Below are 22,387 nucleotides of genomic sequence, written 5' to 3' on the forward strand. Positions count from 1 at the left end.
CTCCCCCGTCGGAGGCTAGTGCGCTGCCGACTCCCAGTCGGGGCCCGCGCCCACCGAGACGTCCAGCGGGGCCCGGAGCCGGACCGCGCCCGTCATCTCGCGGCGGACGATCTCCTCCACTGCCGCACGCTCGCCGGGGGCGATCTCCAGGACGATTTCGTCGTGGACCTGGAGCAGCATGCGGGAGGTGAGGCCCGCCGTGCGCAGTGCGTCGTCCACCTTGAGCATGGCGATCTTGACGATGTCGGCCGCGGTGCCCTGGATGGGCGCGTTGAGGGCCATGCGTTCGGCCGCCTCGCGGCGCTGGCGGTTGTCGCTGTTGAGGTCGGGGAGGTAGCGGCGGCGGCCGAAGAGGGTCGCGGTGTAGCCGGTGGCCCGGGCCTCGTCGACGGCGCGGCGCAGATAGTCGCGGACGCCGCCGAAGCGCTCGAAGTAGGCGTCCATCAGGGCGCGGGCCTCGCCCGCCTCGATGTTCAGCTGCTGGGACAGGCCGAACGCCGACAGGCCGTAGGCCAGGCCGTAGGACATGGCCTTGATCTTGCGGCGCATCTCCGCGTCCACCACGCCCGGTTCGACGGCGAACACCTGGGAGGCGGCCGTGGTGTGCAGGTCCTCGCCGGAGGTGAACGCCCGGATGAGGCCCTCGTCCTCGGAGAGGTGGGCCATCACGCGCAGTTCGATCTGGCTGTAGTCGGCGGTCATCAGGGACTCGAAGCCCTCGCCGACGACGAAGCCGCGGCGGATCGCGCGGCCCTCGTCCGTGCGGACCGGGATGTTCTGCAGGTTGGGGTCCGTGGAGGACAGCCGGCCGGTCGCGGCGACCGTCTGGTTGAACGTGGTGTGGATCCGGCCGTCGGCGGCGATCGTCTTGATCAGGCCCTCGACGGTGACGCGGAGCTTCGCCTGCTCGCGGTGGCGGAGCATGATGACCGGCAGTTCGTTGTCCGTCTGGCCGGCGAGCCAGGCCAGGGCGTCGGCGTCGGTGGTGTAGCCGGTCTTGGTCTTCTTGGTCTTGGGCAGGGCCAGTTCGCCGAAGAGGACCTCCTGGAGCTGCTTGGGCGAGCCCAGGTTGAACTCGTGCCCCGCGGCCGCGTGCGCCTCCTTCACGGCCTGCTGGACGGCTCCGGCGAACATCTGCTCCATGGCCTCGAGATGGGCGCGGTCGGCGGCGATGCCATGCCGCTCCATGCGGGCGAGGAGGACGGAGGTGGGCAGTTCCATGTCCTGGAGCAGGTCGGCCGCGCCGACCTCCTCGAGCTTGCCGCGGAAGGCCTCGCCGAGGTCGAGGATCGCGCGGGCCTGCACCATGAGGGCCTCGGCCTCGGCGCCGTCGTCCGCGCCGAAGGCTAGCTGGCCGTCGGCCGCGGCGGCGGGGGCCAGTTCGCGGCCCAGGTACTCCAGGGAGAGCGCGTCCAGGTCGAAGGAGCGGCGGCCCGGCTTGACCAGGTAGGCGGCGAGGGCGGTGTCCATGGAGACGCCGGCGACCGACCAGCCGTGCTCGGCGCAGACCCGCATGGCGCCCTTGGCGTTGTGCAGGACCTTGGGACGGTCCCCGTCGGCCAGCCAGGCCGCCCACGCGCTCTCGTCGGCCTCGTCGAGCTGGGAGGGGTCGAACCAGGCGGCGGGGCCGTCGGCGGTGGCCAGGGCGACCTCGGCGACCGAGCCGGCGCCCAGCGCCCAGGTGTCGACGGTGGCGACGCCGAGGGGCTGCCCGGCGTGGTCGGCGAGCCAGCCGGCCAGCTCGCCGGTGCCCAGCACGGTGCCGTCGAGTTCCACGCCGGCGGTGACCACCGGGGTGGTCTCGGCCTCGGCGCCACCCGGGTCGACGGCGAGGAGCCGCTCGCGCAGGGAGGGGTTCCTGATCTCCAGGGTGTCCAGGACCATCGCGACGGCCGTCCGGTCGTACGGGGCGCGCTCCAGGTCGGTGACCGTCTTCGGCAGCTCGACCGTGCGGACCATCTCGGTGAGGCGGCGGTTGAGCTTGACCGCCTCCAGGTGGTCGCGGAGGTTCTGCCCGGCCTTGCCCTTGACCTCCTCGACGCGCTCGACGAGATCCGCGAACGAGCCGAACTGGTTGATCCACTTCGCGGCGGTCTTCTCGCCGACGCCGGGGATGCCCGGGAGGTTGTCGGACGGGTCGCCGCGCAGCGCCGCGAAGTCGGGGTACTGGGCGGGCGTCAGTCCGTACTTCTCGACGACCTTCTCCGGGGTGAACCGGGTCAGCTCGGAGACGCCCTTCGTCGGGTACAGCACGGTCGTGTGCTCGGTGACCAGCTGGAAGGAGTCGCGGTCGCCGGTGACGATCAGCACCTCGAAGCCCTCGGCCTCGGCCTGGGTGACGAGCGTGGCGATGACGTCGTCCGCCTCGAAGCCGTCGATCGCGAACCGCGAGACGTGCATCGCGTCGAGCAGCTCGCCGATCAGCTCGACCTGGCCCTTGAACTCGTCCGGGGTCTTCGAGCGGTTCGCCTTGTACTCGGTGAACTCCTCGGAACGCCAGGTCTTGCGTGAGACGTCGAAGGCGACCGCGAAGTGCGTGGGCGCCTCGTCACGCAGGGTGTTGGCCAGCATCGACGCGAAGCCGTAGATCGCGTTCGTCGGCTGGCCCGTCGCGGTGGTGAAGTTCTCCGCGGGCAGCGCGAAGAACGCGCGGTAGGCCAGCGAGTGCCCGTCCATGAGCATCAGGCGCGGGCGGCTGCCGCCGTCGGGGGTCTCGGTCTTCTTCGATGCTGTCTCTGCCACGCCCCCGATCCTGCCACGCCCCACTGACACTCGGCCCCGCCCACCGCCGAGCCGGGCCCGGCCCCGTCGACGCCGGCGGGGCGCTCGGCCCAACCCGTGCGCTGCCACGGCTTTTTCCCGGACGCCCCCGACCGCCTTCGTCGTCACCGCCGCGTGCGAGGATTTGGAAGCGTGTCGCACCCGGCGGTACGCCCCGTGCACGACCGGACACACCGCGCACACGGCAGCCATGAAGGAGAGGGTGCGATGGCAACGAAGCCGCCCAAGGCCGATCCGGTCCAGGACGCGCCGGAGGTCGCCGAGCCGCAGCACTCGGCGGCGGGCCTGCCGGCCGTCGGACACTCCCTGCGGATCGCCCGGCAGCAGATGGGCGTCCGCCGCACCGCGCTGACCCTGCTGCGGGTCAACCAGAAGAACGGCTTCGACTGCCCCGGCTGCGCCTGGCCCGAGCCGGACCACCGGCACGCCGCCGAGTTCTGCGAGAACGGCGCCAAGGCGGTGGCGGAGGAGGCGACCCTGCGCCGGGTCACCCCGGAGTTCTTCGCCGCCCACCCCGTCGACGACCTCGCCACGCGCAGCGGCTACTGGCTCGGCCAGCAGGGGCGGCTCACCCACCCCATGTACCTCCCCGAGGGCGGCACGCACTACGAGCCGGTCGCCTGGGAGCGGGCCTTCGACATCATCGCCGAGGAGACGGCCGCGCTCGCCTCCCCCGACGAGGCCGTCTTCTACACCTCGGGCCGCACCAGCAACGAGGCCGCGTTCCTCTACCAGCTGTTCGCGCGCGAGCTCGGCACGAACAACCTGCCGGACTGCTCCAACATGTGCCACGAGTCCTCCGGCTCGGCCCTGTCGCAGACCATCGGCATCGGCAAGGGCAGCGTCCTGCTGGAGGACCTGTACCGGGCCGACCTGATCATCGTCGCCGGCCAGAACCCGGGCACGAACCACCCGCGGATGCTCTCCGCCCTGGAGAAGGCCAAGGCCGGCGGCGCGAGGATCATCAGCGTCAACCCGCTGCCCGAGGCGGGCCTGGAGCGGTTCAAGAACCCGCAGACCCCGCAGGGCATGCTCAAGGGCGCGGCCCTCACCGACCTGTTCCTGCAGATCCGCATCGGCGGCGACCAGGCCCTCTTCCGGCTCCTCAACAAGCTGGTCCTGGAGACCGAGGGCGCCCTCGACGAGGCGTTCATCGCCGAGCACACCCACGGCTTCGAGGAGTTCGCCGAGGCCGCCCGCGCCGCCGACTGGGACGAGACGCTCACCGCGACCGGCCTCACGCGCGCGGAGATCGAGGAGACCCTGCGCATGGTGCTCGCCTCGGAGCGCACCATCGTCTGCTGGGCCATGGGCCTCACCCAGCACAAGCACTCCGTGCCGACCATCCGCGAGGTGGTCAACCTCCTGCTGCTGCGCGGCAACATCGGCCGCCCGGGTGCGGGCGTGTGCCCGGTGCGCGGTCACTCGAACGTGCAGGGCGACCGCACCATGGGCATCTTCGAGCGGCCGGCCCCGGCCTTCCTGGACGCCCTGGAGCGGGAGTTCGGCTTCGCGCCCCCGCGCGAGCACGGCTTCGACGTGGTGGGCGCCATCCGCGCCCTGCGCGACGGCGAGGCGAAGCTGTTCTTCGCCATGGGCGGCAACTTCGTCGCCGCCTCCCCCGACACCGAGGTCACCGAGGCCGCCATGCGGCGCGCCCGGCTGACGGTGCACGTGTCGACCAAGCTGAACCGCTCGCACGTCGTCACGGGCGCGCGGGCGCTGATCCTGCCGACGCTGGGGCGCACCGAGCGCGATCTGCAGGCCGGTGGCGAGCAGTTCGTGACCGTCGAGGACTCCATGGGCATGGTGCACGCCTCGCGCGGCCGGCTGGCCCCCGCGAGCGACCGGCTGCTGTCCGAACCGGCCATCGTCAGCCGGCTGGCCCGCCGGGTGCTCGGCGAGGACAGCAAGGTGCCGTGGGAGGAGTTCGAGAAGGACTACGCGACGATCCGTGACCGGATAGCCCGCGTGATCCCCGGCTTCGAGGACTTCAACGCGCGCGTGGCCCGGCCGGGCGGCTTCACCCTCCCGCACGCCCCGCGCGACGAGCGCCGCTTCCCGACGGCCACCGGCAAGGCCAACTTCACGGCCGCGCCGGTCGAGTACCCGAAGCTGCCCGAGGGCCGGCTGCTGCTGCAGACGCTGCGCTCGCACGACCAGTACAACACCACGATCTACGGCCTCGACGACCGTTACCGCGGCATCCGGAACGGCCGGCGGGTCGTCCTGGTCAACGCCGAGGACGCGCGCGCGTTGGGGGTGGCGGAAGGCTCGTACGTGGATCTGGTCGGCGAGTGGCGGGACGGTGTGGAGCGGCGGGCGCCGGGTTTCCGGGTCGTGCTGTACCCGACCACGCGGGGTTGCGCGGCGGCGTACTACCCGGAGACGAACGTGCTGGTGCCGCTGGACTCCACCGCCGACACGAGCAACACCCCGGCCAGTAAGTCCGTCGTGGTGCGTCTGGAACAATCGTCGACCGACTGAGCGTTTGCTCAGTGACTGGACCCGGATCGACGAACGGAGCCCGGCCCCATGGGCGAGCAGCAGCATGTGAAGTTCCCACCGGAGGTCATCGAGGAGTACGCCGCGCTCGGCATCGACATCGTGGCCCTGTTCTCGGCCGGACACCTCGGCTCCCGTATGGGCGTGGAGATCGTCGAGGCCTCCGCGGACCGGGTCGTCGGCACCATGCCGGTGGAGGGCAACACCCAGCCGTACGGCCTGCTGCACGGCGGCGCCTCCGCGGTGCTGGCCGAGACCCTCGGCTCGGTCGGCTCGATGCTGCACGGCGGCAGCTCCAAGATCGCCGTCGGGGTCGACCTGAACTGCACCCACCACCGGGGCGCCCGCTCCGGCCTGGTCACCGGCGTGGCCACGCCCGTGCACCGGGGGCGGTCCACGGCGACGTACGAGATCGTGATCAGCGACGAGGCGGGGCGCCGGGTGTGCACCGCGCGGCTGACGTGTCTGCTGCGGGACGCCCCCACGGCGGGCTGACCGGCTCCCCGGACGAAGCACCGCACGGCCCGTTGCCCCTGCTGCCCCGGCGCCCTAGCGTCGGGGCATGACCACGGGAGGGGCGCGCGGAGCGCGGGCGGCGGCACGGTGGGCGGCGGGGGTCCTTCTGGCCTGGCTCGCGGCGACCGCCTGCGACGACGCCGCCCAAGGCCGGGCGGCCACCCCCTCCGCCTCCCCCTCCCCTTCCGTCTCTCCCTCCACCACCTCACCCGAGGAGCTGTGCACGCGCGTGGTCGCCCACTGGTCCCGTGAGGTCCTGGACAGCCACACCTACGGCGACTACCAGTCGATGGGGCTCTCCAACGGCCAGTACGACATCCTGCGGAGCGTCGTGGACGCCGCGCGGGCCGAGAAGAAACGCCAAGGGGCGGACGTCGCCGACGCGTTGATCGAGCGTGAGGCGCGCGCGGGCTGCACCGACCGGTACCGCTCCGGCGGCCCGGGCGGAGGACCCTGGCAGTGAGCGGCATCGGCCCGATCGAGCCCGGCGAGGGCACGCACGCGTGGGACACGCACGCGGCGGAGCCCCCCGACGGCGCCTCCGCTCCCCCGGCGCGTCCGCCCGCCCCCTTCAACCGGCTTCGCCGTCTCCTCTTCTCCCACCGTGGAGCCGCCCTGGCCGCCCTCGCCGCCGTCACCCTGGTGGCCGTCGGTGCCCTCCTCTGGGTGACCCGTCCCCATGGGCGGGAACAGGCCACGCCCAAGCCGCCGTTTCCCGCCCAGGTCGTCGACGTCACCTATCTCGGCGAACGCACCGTGCCACCGGGCACCCGTCCGCACACCCTCGCCTTCGAGGTGCTGCTGACGGTGGAATCGGGGCCCCCGGTCACGGTGACCCGGGTGTCCCAGCCGTACGCCGGCGCCTCGCTGACCTCGGCACCTCGGGCCCCGTTCCGCACGAAGGCGGGGTCCGCCCGCAAGATCGTGATCACCATGCATGTGGCGGAATGCGGGAAAGTACCGGAGAATGCCGGGCTTCCTTTCATCGACGTAACTCTGCGTAATGCGCGTGCAATACAAGTGCAGAGCTTCATCCTGGGCCCCCGGTATGCGCAGGACCTCTCCCAGGCCCTACAGGTCGCCTGTAGCAACGATTCCCCGTAATGACCAAAACGCCTGAGACACCTGAACTCACCGGGGTTCATCCTGCACGTTCTCAGCATGCGGACAGGGCGAATCGGCCTGAAATTCGCTGTTCCACCCGCCAAGTACCGCTCTGCATTACCTCGTGTCATAACAAGAGCGTCACAGCCTGGTTCAGACCCTCCTCCCCGTTCCCTCCACCCGCTTAGAGTCACGCCCAGTCACCGCGCGGCTGGAATACCCCTTCGGCCTCAGCGCTCGACTCGGCCTCTTCCAGGGGGGAGGGCCGCCCAGGGAAAGGACTGGAACGTGCGTCAACGTTCGCTCATCGCCATCACCGCTGCGCTGTCCGCCGGAGCACTCACCCTCACCGCCTGCGGTTCGCGTGACAGCGGCGGCGACAAGGGCTCCGACAGCGGCGGCACCACCGTCACCATCGGCGTGGACGCCCCGCTCACCGGCGACCTGTCCGCGCTGGGCCTCGGCATCAAGAACTCCGTCGACCTCGCCGCCAAAACGGCCAACAAGCAGAAGACCGTCGACGGCGTCACCTTCAAGATCGTCGCCAAGGACGACCAGGCGCAGCCCTCCGCCGGCCAGCAGAACGCCACCGCGCTCGTCGCCGACAAGAGCGTCCTCGGCGTGGTCGGCCCGCTGAACTCCTCCGTCGCCGAGTCGATGCAGAAGGTCTTCGACGACGCCAAGCTGGTCGAGGTCTCCCCGGCCAACACCAACCCGGCGCTCACCCAGGGCACCGACTGGGCGAACACCAAGAAGCGCCCCTACACGTCGTACTTCCGCACCGCGACCACGGACGCCATCCAGGGCCCGTTCGCCGCGCAGTACGTCTTCAACGACGCCAAGAAGAAGAAGGTCTTCGTCATCGACGACAAGAAGACCTACGGCGCCGGCCTCGCGGGCACCTTCACCGAGGAGTTCAAGAAGCTCGGCGGCACCGTCGTCGGCACCGAGCACATCAACCCCGACTCCAAGGACTTCTCCGCCGTCGCCACCAAGGTGAAGACCTCCGGCGCCGAAGCCGTCTACTACGGCGGTGAGTACCCGCAGGCCGGCCCGCTCAGCAAGCAGATCAAGGCCGCCGGCGCCAAGATCCCGCTCATCGGCGGCGACGGCATCTACGCCGACGACTTCATCAAGCTGGCCGGCGCCACCGCCACCGGCGACCTCGCCACCTCCGTCGGCGCCCCCGTCGAGGAGCTCGACTCCGCCAAGGAGTTCGTGGCCAACTACCAGGCCGGCGGCTACAAGGAGGCCTACGGCGCCTACGGCGGCTACGCCTACGACTCCGCCTGGGCCATCATCGAGGCCGTCAAGAAGGTCGTCGACGACAACAACGGCAAGCTCCCCGACGACGCCCGCGCGAAGATCACCGCCGCCACCCAGAACGTCTCCTTCGACGGTGTGACCGGCAAGGTCTCCTTCGACGAGTTCGGTGACGCCACCAACAAGCAGCTCACCGTCTACGCCGTCGAGAACGGTGCCTGGAAGGCCGTCAAGTCCGGTACCTACTCCGGCTGACCCACCCGCACCACTCCTGAGCCGCGCGGGGCGCTGTTCCACTGGCGCCCCGCGCGGACTCACATCCGGCCCCCCGTCGAAACATCCGAACCGTCTCGGAGGACATGCGGTGAACGAACTGCCGCAGCAGCTGGTCAACGGCCTGCTACTGGGATCCATGTACGGCCTGGTCGCCATCGGCTACACAATGGTCTATGGCATTGTCCAGCTCATCAACTTCGCCCACGGCGAGATCTTCATGACCGGAGCGTTCGGCGCTCTCACGGTCTACGTATACATTCTGCCCGACGGCACCTCGATGGCCATCGCCCTGCCGCTCATGCTGGTGGGCGCGGTCATGGTCTCCGTCACCGTCGCCGTGGGAGCGGAACGGTTCGCCTACCGTCCCCTCCGCAACGCACCACGCCTCGCCCCGCTCATCACCGCCATCGGCCTCTCCCTGGCGCTCCAGCAGGCCGTCTGGGCCTGGTACCCCGAGGCCAAGTCCGCCCGCGTCTTCCCCCAGATCGACGGCGGCCCCTTCGAGCTCGGCAGCGTCACCATCCAGACCGGTGACATCTTCCTGCTCATCGCCGCCCCGCTCAGCATGGGCTTCCTCGCCTACTTCGTCATGAAGACCCGCACCGGACGCGGCATGCAGGCCACCGCCCAGGACCCCGACACCGCCAAGCTCATGGGCGTCAACACCGACCGCATCATCGTGATCGCGTTCGCCCTCGGCGCCACCTTCGCCGCCGTCGGAGCCGTCGCCTACGGCCTCAAGTACGGCCAGATCTCCTTCACCATGGGCTTCCTGCTCGGCCTCAAGGCCTTCACCGCGGCCGTCCTCGGCGGTATCGGCAACATCTACGGCGCCATGATCGGCGGCGTCGTCCTCGGCATCGCCGAGACCCTGGCCACCGCCTACATCGCCGACATCCCCGGCATGGACAAGTTCGGCAGCAACTCCTGGGCCGACGTCTGGGCCTTCGTACTCCTCATCCTCGTGCTGCTGTTCCGGCCCCAAGGCCTGCTCGGCGAGCGCGTCGCGGACAGGGCGTGACACCGATGACGACACAGACCACCACACCCGAAGCCTTCGACGACGCCGCACCGCCCGCCACCGCCGGCCTCATCGGCATCCCCGAGACCGCCGCCCGCGCCCTCGCCACCGGCGGCGCGATCCTCACCATCATCTCCACCTTCCTCGCCTGGACCTGGACCTCCGCCTTCCCCGGCGACCTCACCGTCTACGGCTACCCGGGCGGCCTGCAGGTCCTCGTCCTCATCGGCGGCGCCCTCACCACCCTCTTCGCCCTCGCCTCCTACGGCGTCAAGGGCCTCGGCTGGCTCACCCCCGCCGGCGCCGACGGCGCGATCAAGTTCGCCGCGCTCGCCACATTCGCCACCGCCTGGTACACCGTCATCGCGATCAGCGTCGACCTCGGCGGTGCCGTCAACCTCGAACCCGGCGGCTACGTCGTCGCCGTGGCCAGCCTCGCCACCTTCCTCGGCGCCCTGGCCCTGCCCTTCGAGCACCCCGAGCCCGACCCGATCGACCCCGACGACACGTCGTGGGAACACACCAAGCACAAGCTCGGCCACCAGTGGCAGACCGTCAAGGCCGCCTTCGCCACCAGCACCCCGCGCCCCGCCCCGGCCCTGCCCGCGTACGCCGAGATCCTGGTCATCGTCGCCGTCCTCGCCCTCGCCCTCACCGTCTTCACCTACGGCATCGGCACCGAGTACGACGAACTGTTCATCGGCTTCCTGATCACCGCCGGCTTCGGCTTCGCCGCCGTCGGCAAGGCCGGCCTCGTCGCCCAGGCCAGCCAGATCACCGCCCGGCACCAGAACATCACCGTCTGCGGCGCGTTCGTGGCAGCCGCAGCCTTCCCCTTCACCCAGACCGACGACCAGTACGCGACCCTCGGCGTCTACATCCTCATCTTCGCCACCGTCGCCCTCGGCCTGAACATCGTCGTCGGCCTCGCCGGCCTCCTCGACCTCGGTTACGTCGCCTTCCTCGGCGTCGGCGCCTACGCCGCCGCCATGGTCTCCGGCTCCCCCAGCTCGCCGTTCGACGTGCACTTCCCGTTCTGGGCCGCCGCCCTCGTCGGCTGCGCCGCCTCCCTGGTCTTCGGCGTCCTCATCGGCGCCCCGACCCTGCGCCTGCGCGGCGACTACCTCGCCATCGTCACCCTCGGCTTCGGTGAGATCTTCCGCATCACCGCCAACAACCTCGACGGCACCTCCGGCCCCGACATCACCAACGGATCCAACGGCATCTCCTCCATCCCGAACCTGAACATCCTCGGGTTCGACTTCGGAGCCGTCCACAACATCCTCGGCGTCGACATCGGCCGCTTCGCCAACTACTTCTTCCTGATGCTCATCATCACCGCGATCGTCGTGCTGGTCTTCCGGCGCAGCGGTGACTCCCGCATCGGCCGCGCCTGGGTCGCCATCCGCGAGGACGAGACCGCCGCCCTCGCCATGGGCATCAACGGCTTCCGCGTCAAGCTCATCGCCTTCGCCGTCGGCGCCTCCCTCGCCGGCCTCGCCGGCACCGTCCAGGCCCACGTCACCTACACCGTGACGCCCGAGCAGTACCTCTTCGCCGGCCCCATCCCGCCCAACTCCGCCTTCCTCCTCGCCGCGGTCGTCCTCGGCGGCATGGGCACCATCGGCGGACCCCTCATCGGCGCCTCCCTGCTCTTCCTCATCCCCAACAAGCTCCAGTTCCTGGGCGACTACCAGCTCTTCGCCTTCGGCCTCGCACTCATCCTGCTGATGCGCTTCCGGCCGGAGGGCATGATCCCCAACCGCCGCCGCCAGCTCGAGTTCCACGAGGAAGCGGAAGCGCCCACCGTCCTCACGAAGGCAGGGGCCTGACCACCATGACCACCGACACCACCACCACGGTCGCCCCCACCGGCGAGACGGTCCTCGACGCACGCGGCGTCACCATGCGCTTCGGCGGCCTCACCGCCGTCCGCGACGTCAACCTCACCGTCAACAGCGGCGAGATCGTCGGCCTCATCGGCCCCAACGGCGCCGGCAAGACGACCTTCTTCAACTGCCTCACCGGCCTCTACATCCCCACCGAGGGCGAAGTCCGCTACAAGGGCACCGTCCTGCCGCCCAAGTCCTTCAAGGTCACCGCCGCCGGCATCGCCCGCACCTTCCAGAACATCCGACTGTTCGCCAACATGACGGTCCTGGAGAACGTGCTGGTGGGCCGTCACACGCGGACGAAGGAAGGTTTCTGGTCGGCCGTCCTGCGCGGCCCCGGCTTCCACAAGGCCGAGGCGGCCTCCCGCGAACGCGCCATGGAACTCCTGGAGTTCGTCGGCCTCGAAAACAAGGCCGAGCACCTCGCGCGGAATCTGCCGTACGGCGAGCAGCGCAAGCTCGAGATCGCGCGGGCCCTGGCCAGCGAGCCGGGCCTGCTCCTCCTCGACGAGCCGACCGCCGGCATGAACCCCCAGGAGACCCGGGCCACCGAGGAACTCGTCTTCGCCATCCGCGACAAGGGCATCGCCGTCCTCGTCATCGAGCACGACATGCGCTTCATCTTCAACCTCTGCGACCGCGTGGCCGTCCTCGTCCAGGGCGAGAAGCTCGTCGAGGGCGACAGCGCCACCGTCCAGGGCGACGAACGCGTCGTCGCCGCCTACCTCGGCGAACCCTTCGAGAACGCCCCCGGCGACGAAGAGATCGCCGAAGTCGAGGCCGCCGAGGCCAACGCCGAGGCCCCCACGGACGCCGCGCCCGGCAAGGAGAACGACCGATGACCGCACTGCTCGAAGTCGAGGACCTCCGGGTCGCCTACGGCAAGATCGAAGCCGTCAAGGGCATCTCCTTCAAGGTCGAGGCCGGCGAGGTCGTCACCCTCATCGGCACCAACGGCGCCGGCAAGACCACCACCCTGCGCACCCTGTCGGGTCTGCTCAAGCCGGTCGGCGGGCAGATCAAGTTCAACGGCAAGTCGCTGAAGAAGGTCCCCGCCCACGACATCGTCTCGCTGGGGCTCGCCCACTCCCCCGAGGGGCGGCACATCTTCCCCCGCATGACCATCGAGGACAACCTCCGCCTCGGCGCCTTCCTCCGCAGCGACAAGGCGGGCATCGAGAAGGACATCCAGCGCGCCTACGACCTCTTCCCGATCCTGGGAGAGCGCCGCAAGCAGGCCGCGGGCACGCTGTCCGGCGGTGAGCAGCAGATGCTCGCCATGGGCCGCGCCCTGATGTCCCAGCCGAAGCTGCTCATGCTGGACGAGCCCTCCATGGGCCTCTCCCCCATCATGATGCAGAAGATCATGGCCACCATCGCCGAGCTGAAGTCCCAGGGCATGACGATCCTGCTCATCGAGCAGAACGCCCAGGCGGCGCTGTCGCTCGCCGACCACGGCCACGTCATGGAGGTCGGCAACATCGTCCTCTCCGGCACCGGCCAGGACCTCCTCCACGACGAGTCGGTCCGCAAGGCCTACCTCGGCGAGGACTGAGGTTCCGCCTCTCCGCGGCATACGACGAGGCCCGCACCCCTTCTCCGGGTGCGGGCCTCGTCGTGTGTGTGGCGGGGTCAGCCCTTGTTGGCCTTCTTCTCCTCGGCGTCCTGGATGACGGCCTCGGCGACCTGCTGCATCGACATCCGCCGGTCCATGGAGGTCTTCTGGATCCACCGGAACGCGGCGGGCTCGGTCAGCCCGTACTCCGTCTGGAGGACCGACTTCGCCCGGTCGACCAGCTTGCGGGTCTCCAGCCGGAGCGTGAGGTCGGCGACCTCCTTCTCCAGCTCCTTCAGCTCGTTGAACCGGCTGACGGCCATCTCGATCGCCGGCACGACGTCACTCTTGCTGAACGGCTTCACGAGGTACGCCATGGCCCCCGCGTCCCTGGCCCGCTCGACCAGATCCCGCTGCGAGAAGGCGGTGAGCATGAGCACGGGCGCGATCCGCTCCTCCGCGATCTTCTCGGCGGCGGAGATGCCGTCCATCTTGGGCATCTTCACGTCGAGGATGACGAGGTCCGGCTGGTGCTCGCGGGCCAGCTCGATCGCCTGCTCACCGTCACCGGCCTCACCGACGACGCTGTAGCCCTCCTCCTCCAGCATCTCTTTGAGATCGAGCCGGATCAGGGCCTCGTCCTCGGCGATGACGACACGGGTCGTCAGCGGCGGCACGTGCGACTTGTCGTCATCGGGCACGTCTACGGGCTGGGGCGACTCGGGGGCGGTCACGGGGGCTCCTCGTTCAGGGCAGGGGCACTGCTGACAAGAGCCTACCTATCTCCTGTATGTTTGAGGCACCGAGGGGCTACACTAACCTTCGGTTCGAAGAGGCTCCGGTAGTCCAATCGGCAGAGACGATACCCTCAAAAGGTATTCAGTGTGGGTTCGAATCCCACCCGGGGCACTTAACCTTCAATTCGAAGGTCGCCAATCAAAAGCGGATGTTCCCATTCTCGTGAACATCCGCTTTTTGCTGCGTGTCGTCGTGATCACCCTCACAGAGTGGCCACATGTACGACGTCAGCACACGCAAGCGCGCACTCGCCCTCGTTGCGCAGGGCCGAAGCCTGAATTCGGTAAGCAAGCAGACCGGTATCTCCCGTGCCGCGATCCGCTCCTGGCAAGACCGCCTAGAGCCCTTGCCTCGTATCGCGCCTCAAGACCCTGGACCACCCGCTGACGAATGCGCATACGCATATCTGCTCGGGCTCTATCTCGGCGACGGATGCATTAGCCCACATCGGCGCAGCGGCTACTACCTGCGCATCGCCTGCGCAGATGCGTGGCCCGGGCTCATCGAACTGTGCCGCGAAGCCATCAGGAAGGTGCGCCCGGGCATCGGCGTGTACATCCTGCAGAGACAGGGCTGCGTCGCGGTGACCTCCTACTCACAGCACTGGCCGCGCCTCTTTCCTCAGCACGGCCCCGGCAAGAAGCACGACCGTCGAATCACCCTTGAGCCTTGGCAGCAAGCCATCGTTGACGCCCACCCCTGGGAGTTCATCCGGGGCCTCATCCACTCTGACGGCTGCCGCATCACGAACTGGACCGAGAAGACCATCGGTGCCGAACGCAAGCGCTACGAGTATCCGCGCTACTTCTTCACCAACCTCTCCGACGACATCCGGCAGCTGTATACCGACACCCTCGACAAGCTGGGCGTCGAGTGGACCTACTGCACCCGCAACGGAACACCGTTCAACGTCTCCGTCGCCCGCAAAGCCTCCGTCGCCCTCCTCGACGCCCACGTGGGCCCCAAGCACTGACCAGCCCCCTACTTCGGACTGTCGTCCTCCCCCACATGGTGGACGCGGACCAGGTTCGTCGCGCCCGAGACACCCGGCGGGGAGCCTGCCGTGATCACGATGATGTCGCCCTTCTGGCAGCGGCCGTACCTCAGCAGCAGCTCGTCGACCTGGTCGACCATCGCGTCCGTGGAGCCCACCGGCGGGACCAGGAAGGTTTCCGAGCCCCAGGTCAGGCTCAGCTGGGAGCGGGTCGACTGTTCCGGGGTGAAGGCCAGGAGGGGGATCGGGGAGCGGTAGCGGGAGAGGCGGCGGGCCGTGTCGCCGGTCTGGGTGAAGGCGACCAGGAGTTTGGCGTTCAGGAAGTCGCCGATCTCCGCCGCCGCCCGGGCGACCGCGCCGCCCTGGGTGCGGGGTTTGTTGCGTTCGGTGAGGGGCGGGAGGCCCTTGGCCAGGATGTCCTCCTCAGCCGCCTCGACGATCTTGGCCATCGTGCGGACCGTCTGGATGGCGTACTTGCCCACGCTCGTCTCGCCCGAGAGCATGACGGCGTCGGTGCCGTCGATCACCGCGTTCGCCACGTCCGAGGCCTCGGCGCGGGTGGGGCGAGAGTTCTCGATCATCGAGTCGAGCATCTGGGTCGCGACGATCACCGGCTTGGCGTTGCGCTTCGCCAGCTTGATCGCTCGCTTCTGGACGATCGGGACCTGTTCGAGAGGCATCTCGACGCCGAGGTCGCCGCGGGCGACCATGATGCCGTCGAAGGCGGCGACGATGTCGTCGATGGCCTCCACCGCCTGGGGTTTCTCCACCTTGGCGATCACCGGGAGGCGGCGACCCTCCTCGTCCATGATGCGGTGGACGTCGAGGATGTCGCGGCCGCTGCGCACGAAGGACAGGGCGATGACGTCGCAGCCCGTGCGGAGCGCCCAGCGCAGGTCCTCCTCGTCCTTCTTGGAGAGGGCGGGGACGGAGACCGCGACACCGGGCAGGTTCAGGCCCTTGTGGTCGGAGATGACGCCGCCTTCGACCACCCGGGTGTGGACCTCGTGGCCCACGACCTCCGTGACCTCCAGGCAGACCTTGCCGTCGTCGACGAGGATCCGTTCGCCCGGGGTCACGTCCTGCGCGAGGCCGGCGTAGGTGGTGCCGCAGCGCTTGCCGTCGCCCGCGACGCCGTCCTCGACGGTGATGGTGAAGGTGTCGCCGCGTTCGAGGAGTACGGGGCCTTCCGCGAAGTGGCCGAGGCGGATCTTCGGGCCTTGAAGATCGGCGAGGACGCCGACGCTGCGGCCGGTCTCGTCGGAGGCCTTGCGGACGCGGTGGTAGCGCTCCTCGTGTTCGGCGTGGCTGCCGTGGCTGAGGTTGAGGCGGGCGACGTCCATTCCGGCGTCGACCAGGGCTTTGATCTGGTCGTACGAGTCGGTGGCGGGGCCCAGGGTACAAACGATTTTTGCTCGGCGCATGAGTCGAGCCTATGACTTACCGGGCAGTAGCGAATCGGGGGGACGTGACCGGCCAACAACCGTTTAGTGAAGGGGAGTTGACAACTGTTGAATTGTGCGGGGTGCCGCTCTTATGAGCATACCGATATCGCGCCCGCATTCCCCGAATGGGTGAATTCACAGGGTCGGCGGCACCATCGTGAATTGCGCGGTCACCTCGGCCCGGACCCGCATCCGCTCCGGTTCGAGGTTCAGGGGCTCGGGTGCGGACTCCATGTCGTCCGCCGCCGCCGACATTCGGCGCATACGGCGGCCGAAGCCGGACTGCGGGCGGCCGGGCGCCGATCCGGTTCCGGTGTCGGCCAGCTCGATCAGGGCGCCGATCGTGGTGCCGAGCGCCTCCGCGTACTCCTTCGCCCGCTGGACGGCGTCCCCTACCGCCTGTCGGCGGGCGCGGCGGTAAACCGGCGAGTCGGGGCGCAGGGTCCACCAGGGGCCGTCGACCCGGGTGAGGTCGAGGTCGGCGAGGCGGGTCGTCAGTTCGCCCAGTGCGGTGAAGTCGGTCAGCTCGGCGGTGAGGTGGACGCGGCCGTGGTAGGCGCGGACGCGTTCGCCCCGGCCGCGTTGCCCGAGTTCCGGGGTGAGGGAGACCGCGCCCGTGGAGACGTCCTCGACGGCGTCGCCGTAGGACTTGATCAGTTCGACGACGGTGGTGTTGCGGCGGGTGAGGTCGTCGAGGGTGGTGCGGCGGTCCTTGCCGCGTGCGGTGACGGTGATGCCGATGCGGGCGAGGTCGGGGTCGGTGTCGAGTTCGGCCTCGCCGCGTACCGCGAGGAGGGGGGTGTCGGGGGTGCCGTACGGGGGAATCTGCGGGGCGGTCATACGCCCCACCTTGTCATGCCTTTCCCCTTTGCGTGGCGGGAGTTGACCGGTCTGGTCACCAGATCGAAACCTCCCGGACCTGTTGCTGTCGGTCATGTCCGGGTCAGAATCTACGCGCGTTTGTCTACGCGCGTTGTTGACCATTCCGCTAGGAGCTCGAGACATGCCGTTGAACCGCCGGAAGTTTCTGAAGAAGTCCGCCGTGACCGGGGCCGGAGTGGCGATCGCGGGGGCGGCTGCGGCTCCGGCGGCGCAGGCTGCGGAGGCGGGGAGGCCGGGGAAGCCCGTCAAGCAGCCGAAGCGGTACGCGCTGACCGTGCTGGGGACGACGGATCTGCACGGGCATGTCTTCAACTGGGACTACTTCAAGAACGCGGAGTACACGGACAAGGCGGGCAACGCCCAGGGGCTCGCGCGCATCTCGACGCTCGTCAACCAGATCCGCGCCGAGAAGGGGCGGGAGAACGTGCTGCTGCTGGACGCGGGCGACACGATTCAGGGCACGCCGCTGACGTACTACTACGCGAAGGTGGACCCGATCACCGCCAAGGGTGGTCCGGTGCACCCGATGGCGCAGGCGATGAACGCGATCGGGTACGACGCGGCGGCGCTGGGCAATCACGAGTTCAACTACGGGATCGAGACGCTGCGGAAGTTCGAGTCGCAGCTGCGGTTCCCGCTGCTGGGCGCGAACGCGGTGGACGCCAAGACGCTGAGGCCGGCCTTCCAGCCGTATGCGATCAGGACGTTCTGCGTGAAGGGCGCGCCGCCGGTCAAGGTCGCGATCCTGGGTCTGACGAACCCCGGTATCGCGATCTGGGACAAGGCCTATGTGCAGGGCAAGCTGGCGTTCCCGGGCCTTGAGGAGCAGGCCGCGAAGTGGGTGCCGAAGCTGAAGGCGATGGGCGCGGACGTGGTCGTGGTCTCGGCGCACTCGGGTTCGTCGGGCACCTCCTCCTACGGTGACCAGCTGCCGTACGTCGAGAACTCGGCGGCGCTGGTGGCACAGCAGGTGCCGGACATCGACGCGGTGCTGGTGGGGCACGCGCATGTGGAGATTCCCGAGCTGAAGGTGACGAACGAGAAGACCGGGAAGACGGTCGTCCTGTCGGAGCCGTTGGCGTACGCGGAGCGGCTGTCCGTGTTCGACATCGAGCTGGTGTTCGAGAAGGGGCGGTGGACGGTCGAGTCGGTGGCGTCGAAGGTGCTGAACTCCAACACCGTGGCGGACGACCCGAAGATCACCAAGCTGCTGAGTGACGAGCACGCGAAGGTCGTGGAGTACGTCAACCAGGTGGTCGGTACGGCGACGGAGACGCTGACGACGGTCGAGGCGCGGTACAAGGACGCCCCGATCATCGACCTGATCACCAAGGTGCAGGAGGATGTCGTCAAGGCGGCGCTGGCGGGGACGTCGTACGCGTCGCTGCCGGTGATCGCGCAGGCGTCGCCGTTCTCCCGTACGTCGGAGATCCCGGCCGGCAACGTGACGATCCGGGATCTGTCGAGCCTGTACGTGTACGACAACACGCTGGTGGCGAAGCTGCTGACGGGCGCGCAGATCAAGGCGTACCTGGAGTACTCGGCGGAGTACTTCGTGCAGACGGCCGCCGGCGTGGTCGTGGACGTCGACAAGCTGACGAACGCGAACAACCGGCCGGACTACAACTACGACTATGTGTCGGGGCTGTCGTACGACATCGACATCGCGCAGGCGGCGGGTTCGCGGATCAAGAACCTGACGTTCAACGGGGCGGCGCTGGACGGCGCGCAGCAGTTCGTGTTCGCGGTGAACAACTACCGGGCGAACGGCGGTGGGGCGTTCCCGCATGTGGCCTCCGCCACCGAGCTGTGGTCGGAGTCGACGGAGATCCGGACGCGGATCGCGGAGTGGGTGACCGCGAAGGGTGTGCTGGACCCGAAGGACTTCGCCTCGGTGGACTGGAAGCTCACGCGGGACGGTACGCCGGTGTTCTGAGCCGTGCTCTGAGCTGAGGTGGCGGCCTCAGATTCCGTCGCGCAGGGGGGTCAGTGTGGGGGGCCGGCGTGCGGGCGGGATCTGGGGCTGTCGTTGTTCGAGGCCGAAGCTGGTGAAGGCGGTGCGGGTGGGCAGGGGGTAGTTGTCCTTGCCGGTGAGGGTGTTGAGGACGGTGGCGCTGCGCCAGGCGGCGAGGCCGAGGTCGGGGGCGCCGACGCCGTGGGTGTGGCGTTCGGCGTTCTGGACGTAGATGTGGCAGCCGGTGGCGGTGACGGCAGGGTCCAGGACGAGTCGGAAGTGTTCGTCGATGCGGGGGCGTTCGCCGCTGTCGCGGCGCAGATAGGGGTCTAGGCCGGCGAGGATGCGGTCGAGGGGGCGTTCGCGGTGGCCGGTGGCGAGGACGACGGCGTCGGTGGTGAGGCGGGAGCGGGTGTTCTGCTGGGTGTGTTCGAGGTGGAGTTCGATGCGGGTGGTGGAGATGCGGCCGGCGGTGCGGACCTGGACGCCGGGGGTGAGGACGGCGTCGGGCCAGCCGCCGTCGAGGGTGCGGCGGTAGAGCTCGTCGTGGATGGCGGCGAGGGTGCCGGCGTCGATGCCCTTGTGGAGCTGCCACTGGGCGCTGACGAGGCGGTCGCGGACGGGTTCGGCGAGGGCGTGGAAGTAGCGGGTGTAGTCGGGGGTGAAGTGTTCGAGGCCGAGTTTGGAGTACTCCATGGGGGCGAAGGCCTCGGTGCGGCCGATCCAGTGGAGTTGTTCGCGGCCGGCGGGGCGGTGGCGGAGGAGGTCGAGGAAGACCTCGGCGCCGGACTGTCCTGATCCGACGACGGTGACGTGGCCGGCGGCGAGGAGGGTGTCGCGGTGGGCGAGGTAGTCGCCGGCGTGCAGGACGGGGACGCCGGGGGCCTCGACGAGGGGGCGCAGGGGGTCGGGGACGTAGGGCTCGGTGCCGATGCCGAGGACGACGTTCCTGGTGTGGGTGCGGCCGAGGGCCTCGGCTTCTCCGTCGGTGTCGAGCTGGGTGAAGTCGACTTCGAAGATGTCGCGTTCGGGGTTCCAGCGGACGGCGTCGACCTGGTGGCGGAAGTGGAGTCCGGGGAGGTGGTCGGCGACCCAGCGGCAGTAGGTGTCGTATTCGGCGCGCTGGATGTGGAAGTGCTCGGCGAAGTAGAAGGGGTAGAGGCGGTGGTGGGTCTTGAGGTAGTTGAGGAAGCTCCAGGGGCTGGTGGGGTCGGCGAGGGTGACTAGGTCGGCGAGGAAGGGGACCTGGACGCGGGCGCCGTCGATGAGGAGGCCGGGGTGCCAGTCGAAGCGGGGGCGTTGTTCGTAGAAGACGGCGTCGAGTTCGGCGAGGGGGTGGGCGAGGGCGGCGAGGGAGAGGTTGCTGGGGCCGATGCCGATGCCGACGAGGTCGCGGGGGGTGTCGGTGTCGGGGGGTGGGGGCGTGTTCATGCGGGGGTGCTTCCTTCTGCCGTTTACACAGGCCGGTTTCGGCGGCCGTTTCAGGGGCCGGTTTCCGAGGCTGTTTTCAGGAGGGCGGCGAGTTCGTGGGGGCTGGTGTGGGGGTTGAGGAGGGTGGCCTTGAGCCAGAGGCGGCCGTCGAGGCGGGCGCGGCCGAGGACGGCGTGGCCGTCGGTGAGGAGGCGGCGGCGTATCTCCGCGACGGCGGTGTCGGGGGCGCCGGTGGGGCGGAAGAGGACGGTGCTGATGGTGGGCGGGGCGTGGAGTTCGAGGCCGGGGTGGTCGCGGACGAGGGCGGCGAAGGTGCGGGCGTGGTCGCAGACCTGGTCGACGAGGGCGCCGAGGCCGTGGCGGCCGAGGGTCCTGAGGGTGACGGCGATCTTGAGGACGTCGGGGCGGCGGGTGGTGCGCAGGGAGCGGCCGAGGAGGTCGGGGAGGCCGGCTTCGGTGTCGTCGTCGGCGTTGAGGTAGTCGGCGTGCTGGTGCAGGGCGGTGAGGTCGGCGGGGTCGCGGACGGCGAGGAGTCCGGCGGCGACGGGTTGCCAGCCGAGTTTGTGCAGGTCGAGGGTGACGGTGTGGGCGGCGTCGAGTCCGGCGAGCAGGGGGCGGTGGCGGTCGCTGAAGAGGAGGCCGCCTCCGTAGGCGGCGTCGATGTGGAGGCGGGCGCCGTGGGCGGCGCAGCGGGCGGCGATGTCGGGGAGGGGGTCGATGAGTCCGGCGTCGGTGGTGCCCGCGGTGGCGGCGACGAGATGGGGGCCGGGCACGGCGGTGAGGGCTGCGTCGAGGGCGGCGGGGTCGAGGGTGCCGGCGGGGGCGGGGACGACGACGGGTTCGGGCAGGCCGAGGAGCCAGGCGGCGCGGGTCAGGGAGTGGTGTGCGTTGCTGCCGCACAGGAGGCGGACGGTGGGGCCGAGGGTCTCACGGGCGAGAAGGAGGGCGAGGTGGTTGGACTCGGTACCGCCGGTGGTGACGAGGGCGTCGGGGTGGGGTGGGTTCGGGGCGTCGGGGTGAGCTGAGGGCGGGGCGTCGGGGTGGAGTGGGTTGCGGGCCTCGGGACGGGCCGATGGTCGGGCGTCGGGGTGGGGTGGGTTGCGGGCCTCGGGATGCGCCGAGGGCCGGGCATCGGGGTGGAGCGGGCTCCGGGCCTCGGGACGGGCCGAGGGCCGGGCATCGGGGTGGAGCGGGCTCCGGGCCTCGGGACGGGCCGAGGGCCGGGCATCGGGGTGGAGTGGGTTCCGGGCCTCGGGACGGGCCGAGGGCCGGGCATCGGGGTGGGGTGGGTTGCGGGCGTCGTCGGCTGTGGGTGCGGGGTGGCTTGTCGCGCCCCGCTGCGGAGCCGGATGTCGGCAGGGTTCCGCGCCCTTGGACAGCTCGGGGTAGACCTCCCTCGCGAGTGCCCGGGTCACCAGCGCCTCCAGCTCGGAGGAAGCCGGGGCCTGGTCCCAGGAGTCGAGGGAGGGGTTGAGGGCGCTGACGGCGAGGTCGGCGGCGGTGGCGACGGCGAGGGGCGGGCAGTGCAGATGGGCGGCGCACCGGGGGTGGGCGGGGTCGGCGGAGCCTTCGGCGAGGGCGCGGACGAGGGTGGGCAGGGCGTGGGGGTCGCCGTGTTCGGGGAGTACGTCGCCGACTGCGGCGCTCAGCCGGGCGGCGACCGCGTCGGGGCCGCCGGGCGGGAGGGGTCCGCCGCGTGCCTGTGCGCCCGCGTCGAGGGCGTCGAGGACGGTGGCGAGCAGGGGCCGTAGTGCGTCGGCGCCCCCGGGGCCCGAGGCGAGCGGCGGTCGGAGAGGGGCGGGGCCTTCGGAGCCCGAGCCGGGCGGCGGTCGGAGAGGGGCGGGGCCTTCGGAGCCCGAGGCGAGCGGCGGTCGGAGAGGGGTGGGGTCTTCGGGGCCCGAGGCGAGCGGCGGCCGGAGAGGGGCGGGGCCTTCGGAGCCCGAGCCGGGCGGCGGGGTGCTCATGGGGTC

At 70.0% G+C, this 22,387-nt stretch carries 17 protein-coding genes and 1 tRNA gene; 12 read left to right on the forward strand and 6 right to left on the reverse strand.

What is annotated here, in order from left to right:
• Positions 1-15 precede the first annotated feature (15 nt).
• Positions 16-2,742 (reverse strand): DNA polymerase I, encoded by a 2,727-nt coding sequence (gene polA / locus ABZ464_RS00385; protein ID WP_359268692.1) that lies wholly within the window; start codon positions 2,740-2,742, stop codon positions 16-18.
• A gap of 246 nt (positions 2,743-2,988) precedes the next feature.
• Here polA and ABZ464_RS00390 point away from each other — a divergent pair, with 246 nt between their 5' ends.
• The 9 genes from ABZ464_RS00390 to ABZ464_RS00430 all read left to right on the forward strand — a co-directional run bounded on the left by ABZ464_RS00390 (position 2,989) and on the right by ABZ464_RS00430 (position 12,913).
• Positions 2,989-5,268, forward strand: a complete 2,280-nt coding sequence (locus ABZ464_RS00390) for an FdhF/YdeP family oxidoreductase (RefSeq protein WP_359268695.1) — start codon at positions 2,989-2,991, stop codon at positions 5,266-5,268.
• A gap of 48 nt (positions 5,269-5,316) precedes the next feature.
• A complete protein-coding gene (locus ABZ464_RS00395; RefSeq protein ID WP_359268698.1) occupies positions 5,317-5,781 on the forward strand; it encodes a hotdog fold thioesterase in 465 nt (154 codons plus the stop codon).
• Positions 5,782-5,848: 67 nt separating this feature from the next.
• Positions 5,849-6,265: a hypothetical protein gene (locus ABZ464_RS00400; RefSeq protein ID WP_359268701.1), complete on the forward strand. Its 417-nt coding sequence runs from the start codon at positions 5,849-5,851 to the stop codon at positions 6,263-6,265.
• On the forward strand, positions 6,262-6,906 hold the full coding sequence (locus tag ABZ464_RS00405) for a Tat pathway signal sequence domain protein (protein WP_359268704.1): 645 nt from the start codon (positions 6,262-6,264) through the stop codon (positions 6,904-6,906). The genes ABZ464_RS00400 and ABZ464_RS00405 overlap by 4 nt, the downstream gene beginning before the upstream one ends.
• A gap of 288 nt (positions 6,907-7,194) precedes the next feature.
• Positions 7,195-8,424 (forward strand): branched-chain amino acid ABC transporter substrate-binding protein, encoded by a 1,230-nt coding sequence (locus tag ABZ464_RS00410; protein ID WP_359268706.1) that lies wholly within the window; start codon positions 7,195-7,197, stop codon positions 8,422-8,424.
• Between the two features lie 109 nt (positions 8,425-8,533).
• Positions 8,534-9,466: a branched-chain amino acid ABC transporter permease gene (locus tag ABZ464_RS00415; protein WP_359268708.1), complete on the forward strand. Its 933-nt coding sequence runs from the start codon at positions 8,534-8,536 to the stop codon at positions 9,464-9,466.
• Between the two features lie 5 nt (positions 9,467-9,471).
• Positions 9,472-11,298 (forward strand): branched-chain amino acid ABC transporter permease, encoded by a 1,827-nt coding sequence (locus ABZ464_RS00420; RefSeq protein ID WP_359268711.1) that lies wholly within the window; start codon positions 9,472-9,474, stop codon positions 11,296-11,298.
• Between the two features lie 5 nt (positions 11,299-11,303).
• Positions 11,304-12,200, forward strand: coding sequence for an ABC transporter ATP-binding protein (locus ABZ464_RS00425; protein ID WP_359268714.1), 897 nt, complete (start codon positions 11,304-11,306; stop codon positions 12,198-12,200).
• A complete protein-coding gene (locus ABZ464_RS00430) occupies positions 12,197-12,913 on the forward strand; it encodes an ABC transporter ATP-binding protein (protein WP_055635601.1) in 717 nt (238 codons plus the stop codon). Before ABZ464_RS00425 ends, ABZ464_RS00430 begins: the two co-directional genes overlap by 4 nt.
• Before the next feature lie 77 nt (positions 12,914-12,990).
• Here ABZ464_RS00430 and ABZ464_RS00435 read toward each other — a convergent pair whose 3' ends face one another.
• Positions 12,991-13,647, reverse strand: a complete 657-nt coding sequence (locus ABZ464_RS00435; protein ID WP_359268718.1) for a response regulator — start codon at positions 13,645-13,647, stop codon at positions 12,991-12,993.
• 101 nt (positions 13,648-13,748) lie between these two features.
• Between ABZ464_RS00435 and ABZ464_RS00440 the strand changes: the two genes are divergently transcribed.
• Positions 13,749-13,822: transfer RNA gene (locus ABZ464_RS00440), tRNA-Leu, on the forward strand.
• A 106-nt stretch (positions 13,823-13,928) separates the two neighbouring features.
• Positions 13,929-14,684: a helix-turn-helix domain-containing protein gene (locus tag ABZ464_RS00445; protein ID WP_359268721.1), complete on the forward strand. Its 756-nt coding sequence runs from the start codon at positions 13,929-13,931 to the stop codon at positions 14,682-14,684.
• A gap of 8 nt (positions 14,685-14,692) precedes the next feature.
• Here the strand turns inward: ABZ464_RS00445 and pyk are convergent, their stop codons facing one another.
• Both pyk and ABZ464_RS00455 read right to left on the reverse strand, forming a co-directional pair.
• On the reverse strand, positions 14,693-16,129 hold the full coding sequence (gene pyk / locus ABZ464_RS00450; protein ID WP_359268724.1) for a pyruvate kinase: 1,437 nt from the start codon (positions 16,127-16,129) through the stop codon (positions 14,693-14,695).
• A gap of 156 nt (positions 16,130-16,285) precedes the next feature.
• On the reverse strand, positions 16,286-16,990 hold the full coding sequence (locus ABZ464_RS00455) for an SIMPL domain-containing protein (protein ID WP_359268727.1): 705 nt from the start codon (positions 16,988-16,990) through the stop codon (positions 16,286-16,288).
• A 163-nt stretch (positions 16,991-17,153) separates the two neighbouring features.
• On the opposite strand from ABZ464_RS00455, the gene ABZ464_RS00460 reads away from it, so the two are divergent.
• Complete coding sequence (locus ABZ464_RS00460) at positions 17,154-18,968, forward strand: 5'-nucleotidase C-terminal domain-containing protein (protein WP_359268730.1); 1,815 nt, start codon at positions 17,154-17,156, stop codon at positions 18,966-18,968.
• Between the two features lie 27 nt (positions 18,969-18,995).
• Here ABZ464_RS00460 and ABZ464_RS00465 read toward each other — a convergent pair whose 3' ends face one another.
• Positions 18,996-20,417 (reverse strand): SidA/IucD/PvdA family monooxygenase, encoded by a 1,422-nt coding sequence (locus ABZ464_RS00465; RefSeq protein WP_359268733.1) that lies wholly within the window; start codon positions 20,415-20,417, stop codon positions 18,996-18,998.
• A gap of 50 nt (positions 20,418-20,467) precedes the next feature.
• Entirely contained in the window at positions 20,468-21,946 is a 1,479-nt protein-coding gene (locus ABZ464_RS00470; RefSeq protein WP_359269593.1) for an aminotransferase class V-fold PLP-dependent enzyme, read from the reverse strand.
• Between the last annotated feature and the right edge of the window lie 441 nt (positions 21,947-22,387).

The sequence above is a fragment of the Streptomyces sp. NPDC005820 genome, from assembly GCF_040630255.1.
Taxonomy (GTDB): Bacteria; Actinomycetota; Actinomycetes; order Streptomycetales; family Streptomycetaceae; genus Streptomyces.

Coding starts and splice junctions, on each gene's coding strand:
- ABZ464_RS00390 (WP_359268695.1), top strand. CDS start 2,989: ATGGCAACGAAGCCGCCCAAGGCCGATCCGGTCCAGGACGCGCCGGAG.
- ABZ464_RS00395 (WP_359268698.1), top strand. CDS start 5,317: ATGGGCGAGCAGCAGCATGTGAAGTTCCCACCGGAGGTCATCGAGGAG.
- ABZ464_RS00400 (WP_359268701.1), top strand. CDS start 5,849: ATGACCACGGGAGGGGCGCGCGGAGCGCGGGCGGCGGCACGGTGGGCG.
- ABZ464_RS00420 (WP_359268711.1), top strand. CDS start 9,472: ATGACGACACAGACCACCACACCCGAAGCCTTCGACGACGCCGCACCG.
- ABZ464_RS00425 (WP_359268714.1), top strand. CDS start 11,304: ATGACCACCGACACCACCACCACGGTCGCCCCCACCGGCGAGACGGTC.
- ABZ464_RS00430 (WP_055635601.1), top strand. CDS start 12,197: ATGACCGCACTGCTCGAAGTCGAGGACCTCCGGGTCGCCTACGGCAAG.
- ABZ464_RS00445 (WP_359268721.1), top strand. CDS start 13,929: ATGTACGACGTCAGCACACGCAAGCGCGCACTCGCCCTCGTTGCGCAG.
- pyk (WP_359268724.1), bottom strand. CDS start 16,129: ATGCGCCGAGCAAAAATCGTTTGTACCCTGGGCCCCGCCACCGACTCG.
- ABZ464_RS00455 (WP_359268727.1), bottom strand. CDS start 16,990: ATGACCGCCCCGCAGATTCCCCCGTACGGCACCCCCGACACCCCCCTC.
- ABZ464_RS00460 (WP_359268730.1), top strand. CDS start 17,154: ATGCCGTTGAACCGCCGGAAGTTTCTGAAGAAGTCCGCCGTGACCGGG.
- ABZ464_RS00465 (WP_359268733.1), bottom strand. CDS start 20,417: ATGAACACGCCCCCACCCCCCGACACCGACACCCCCCGCGACCTCGTC.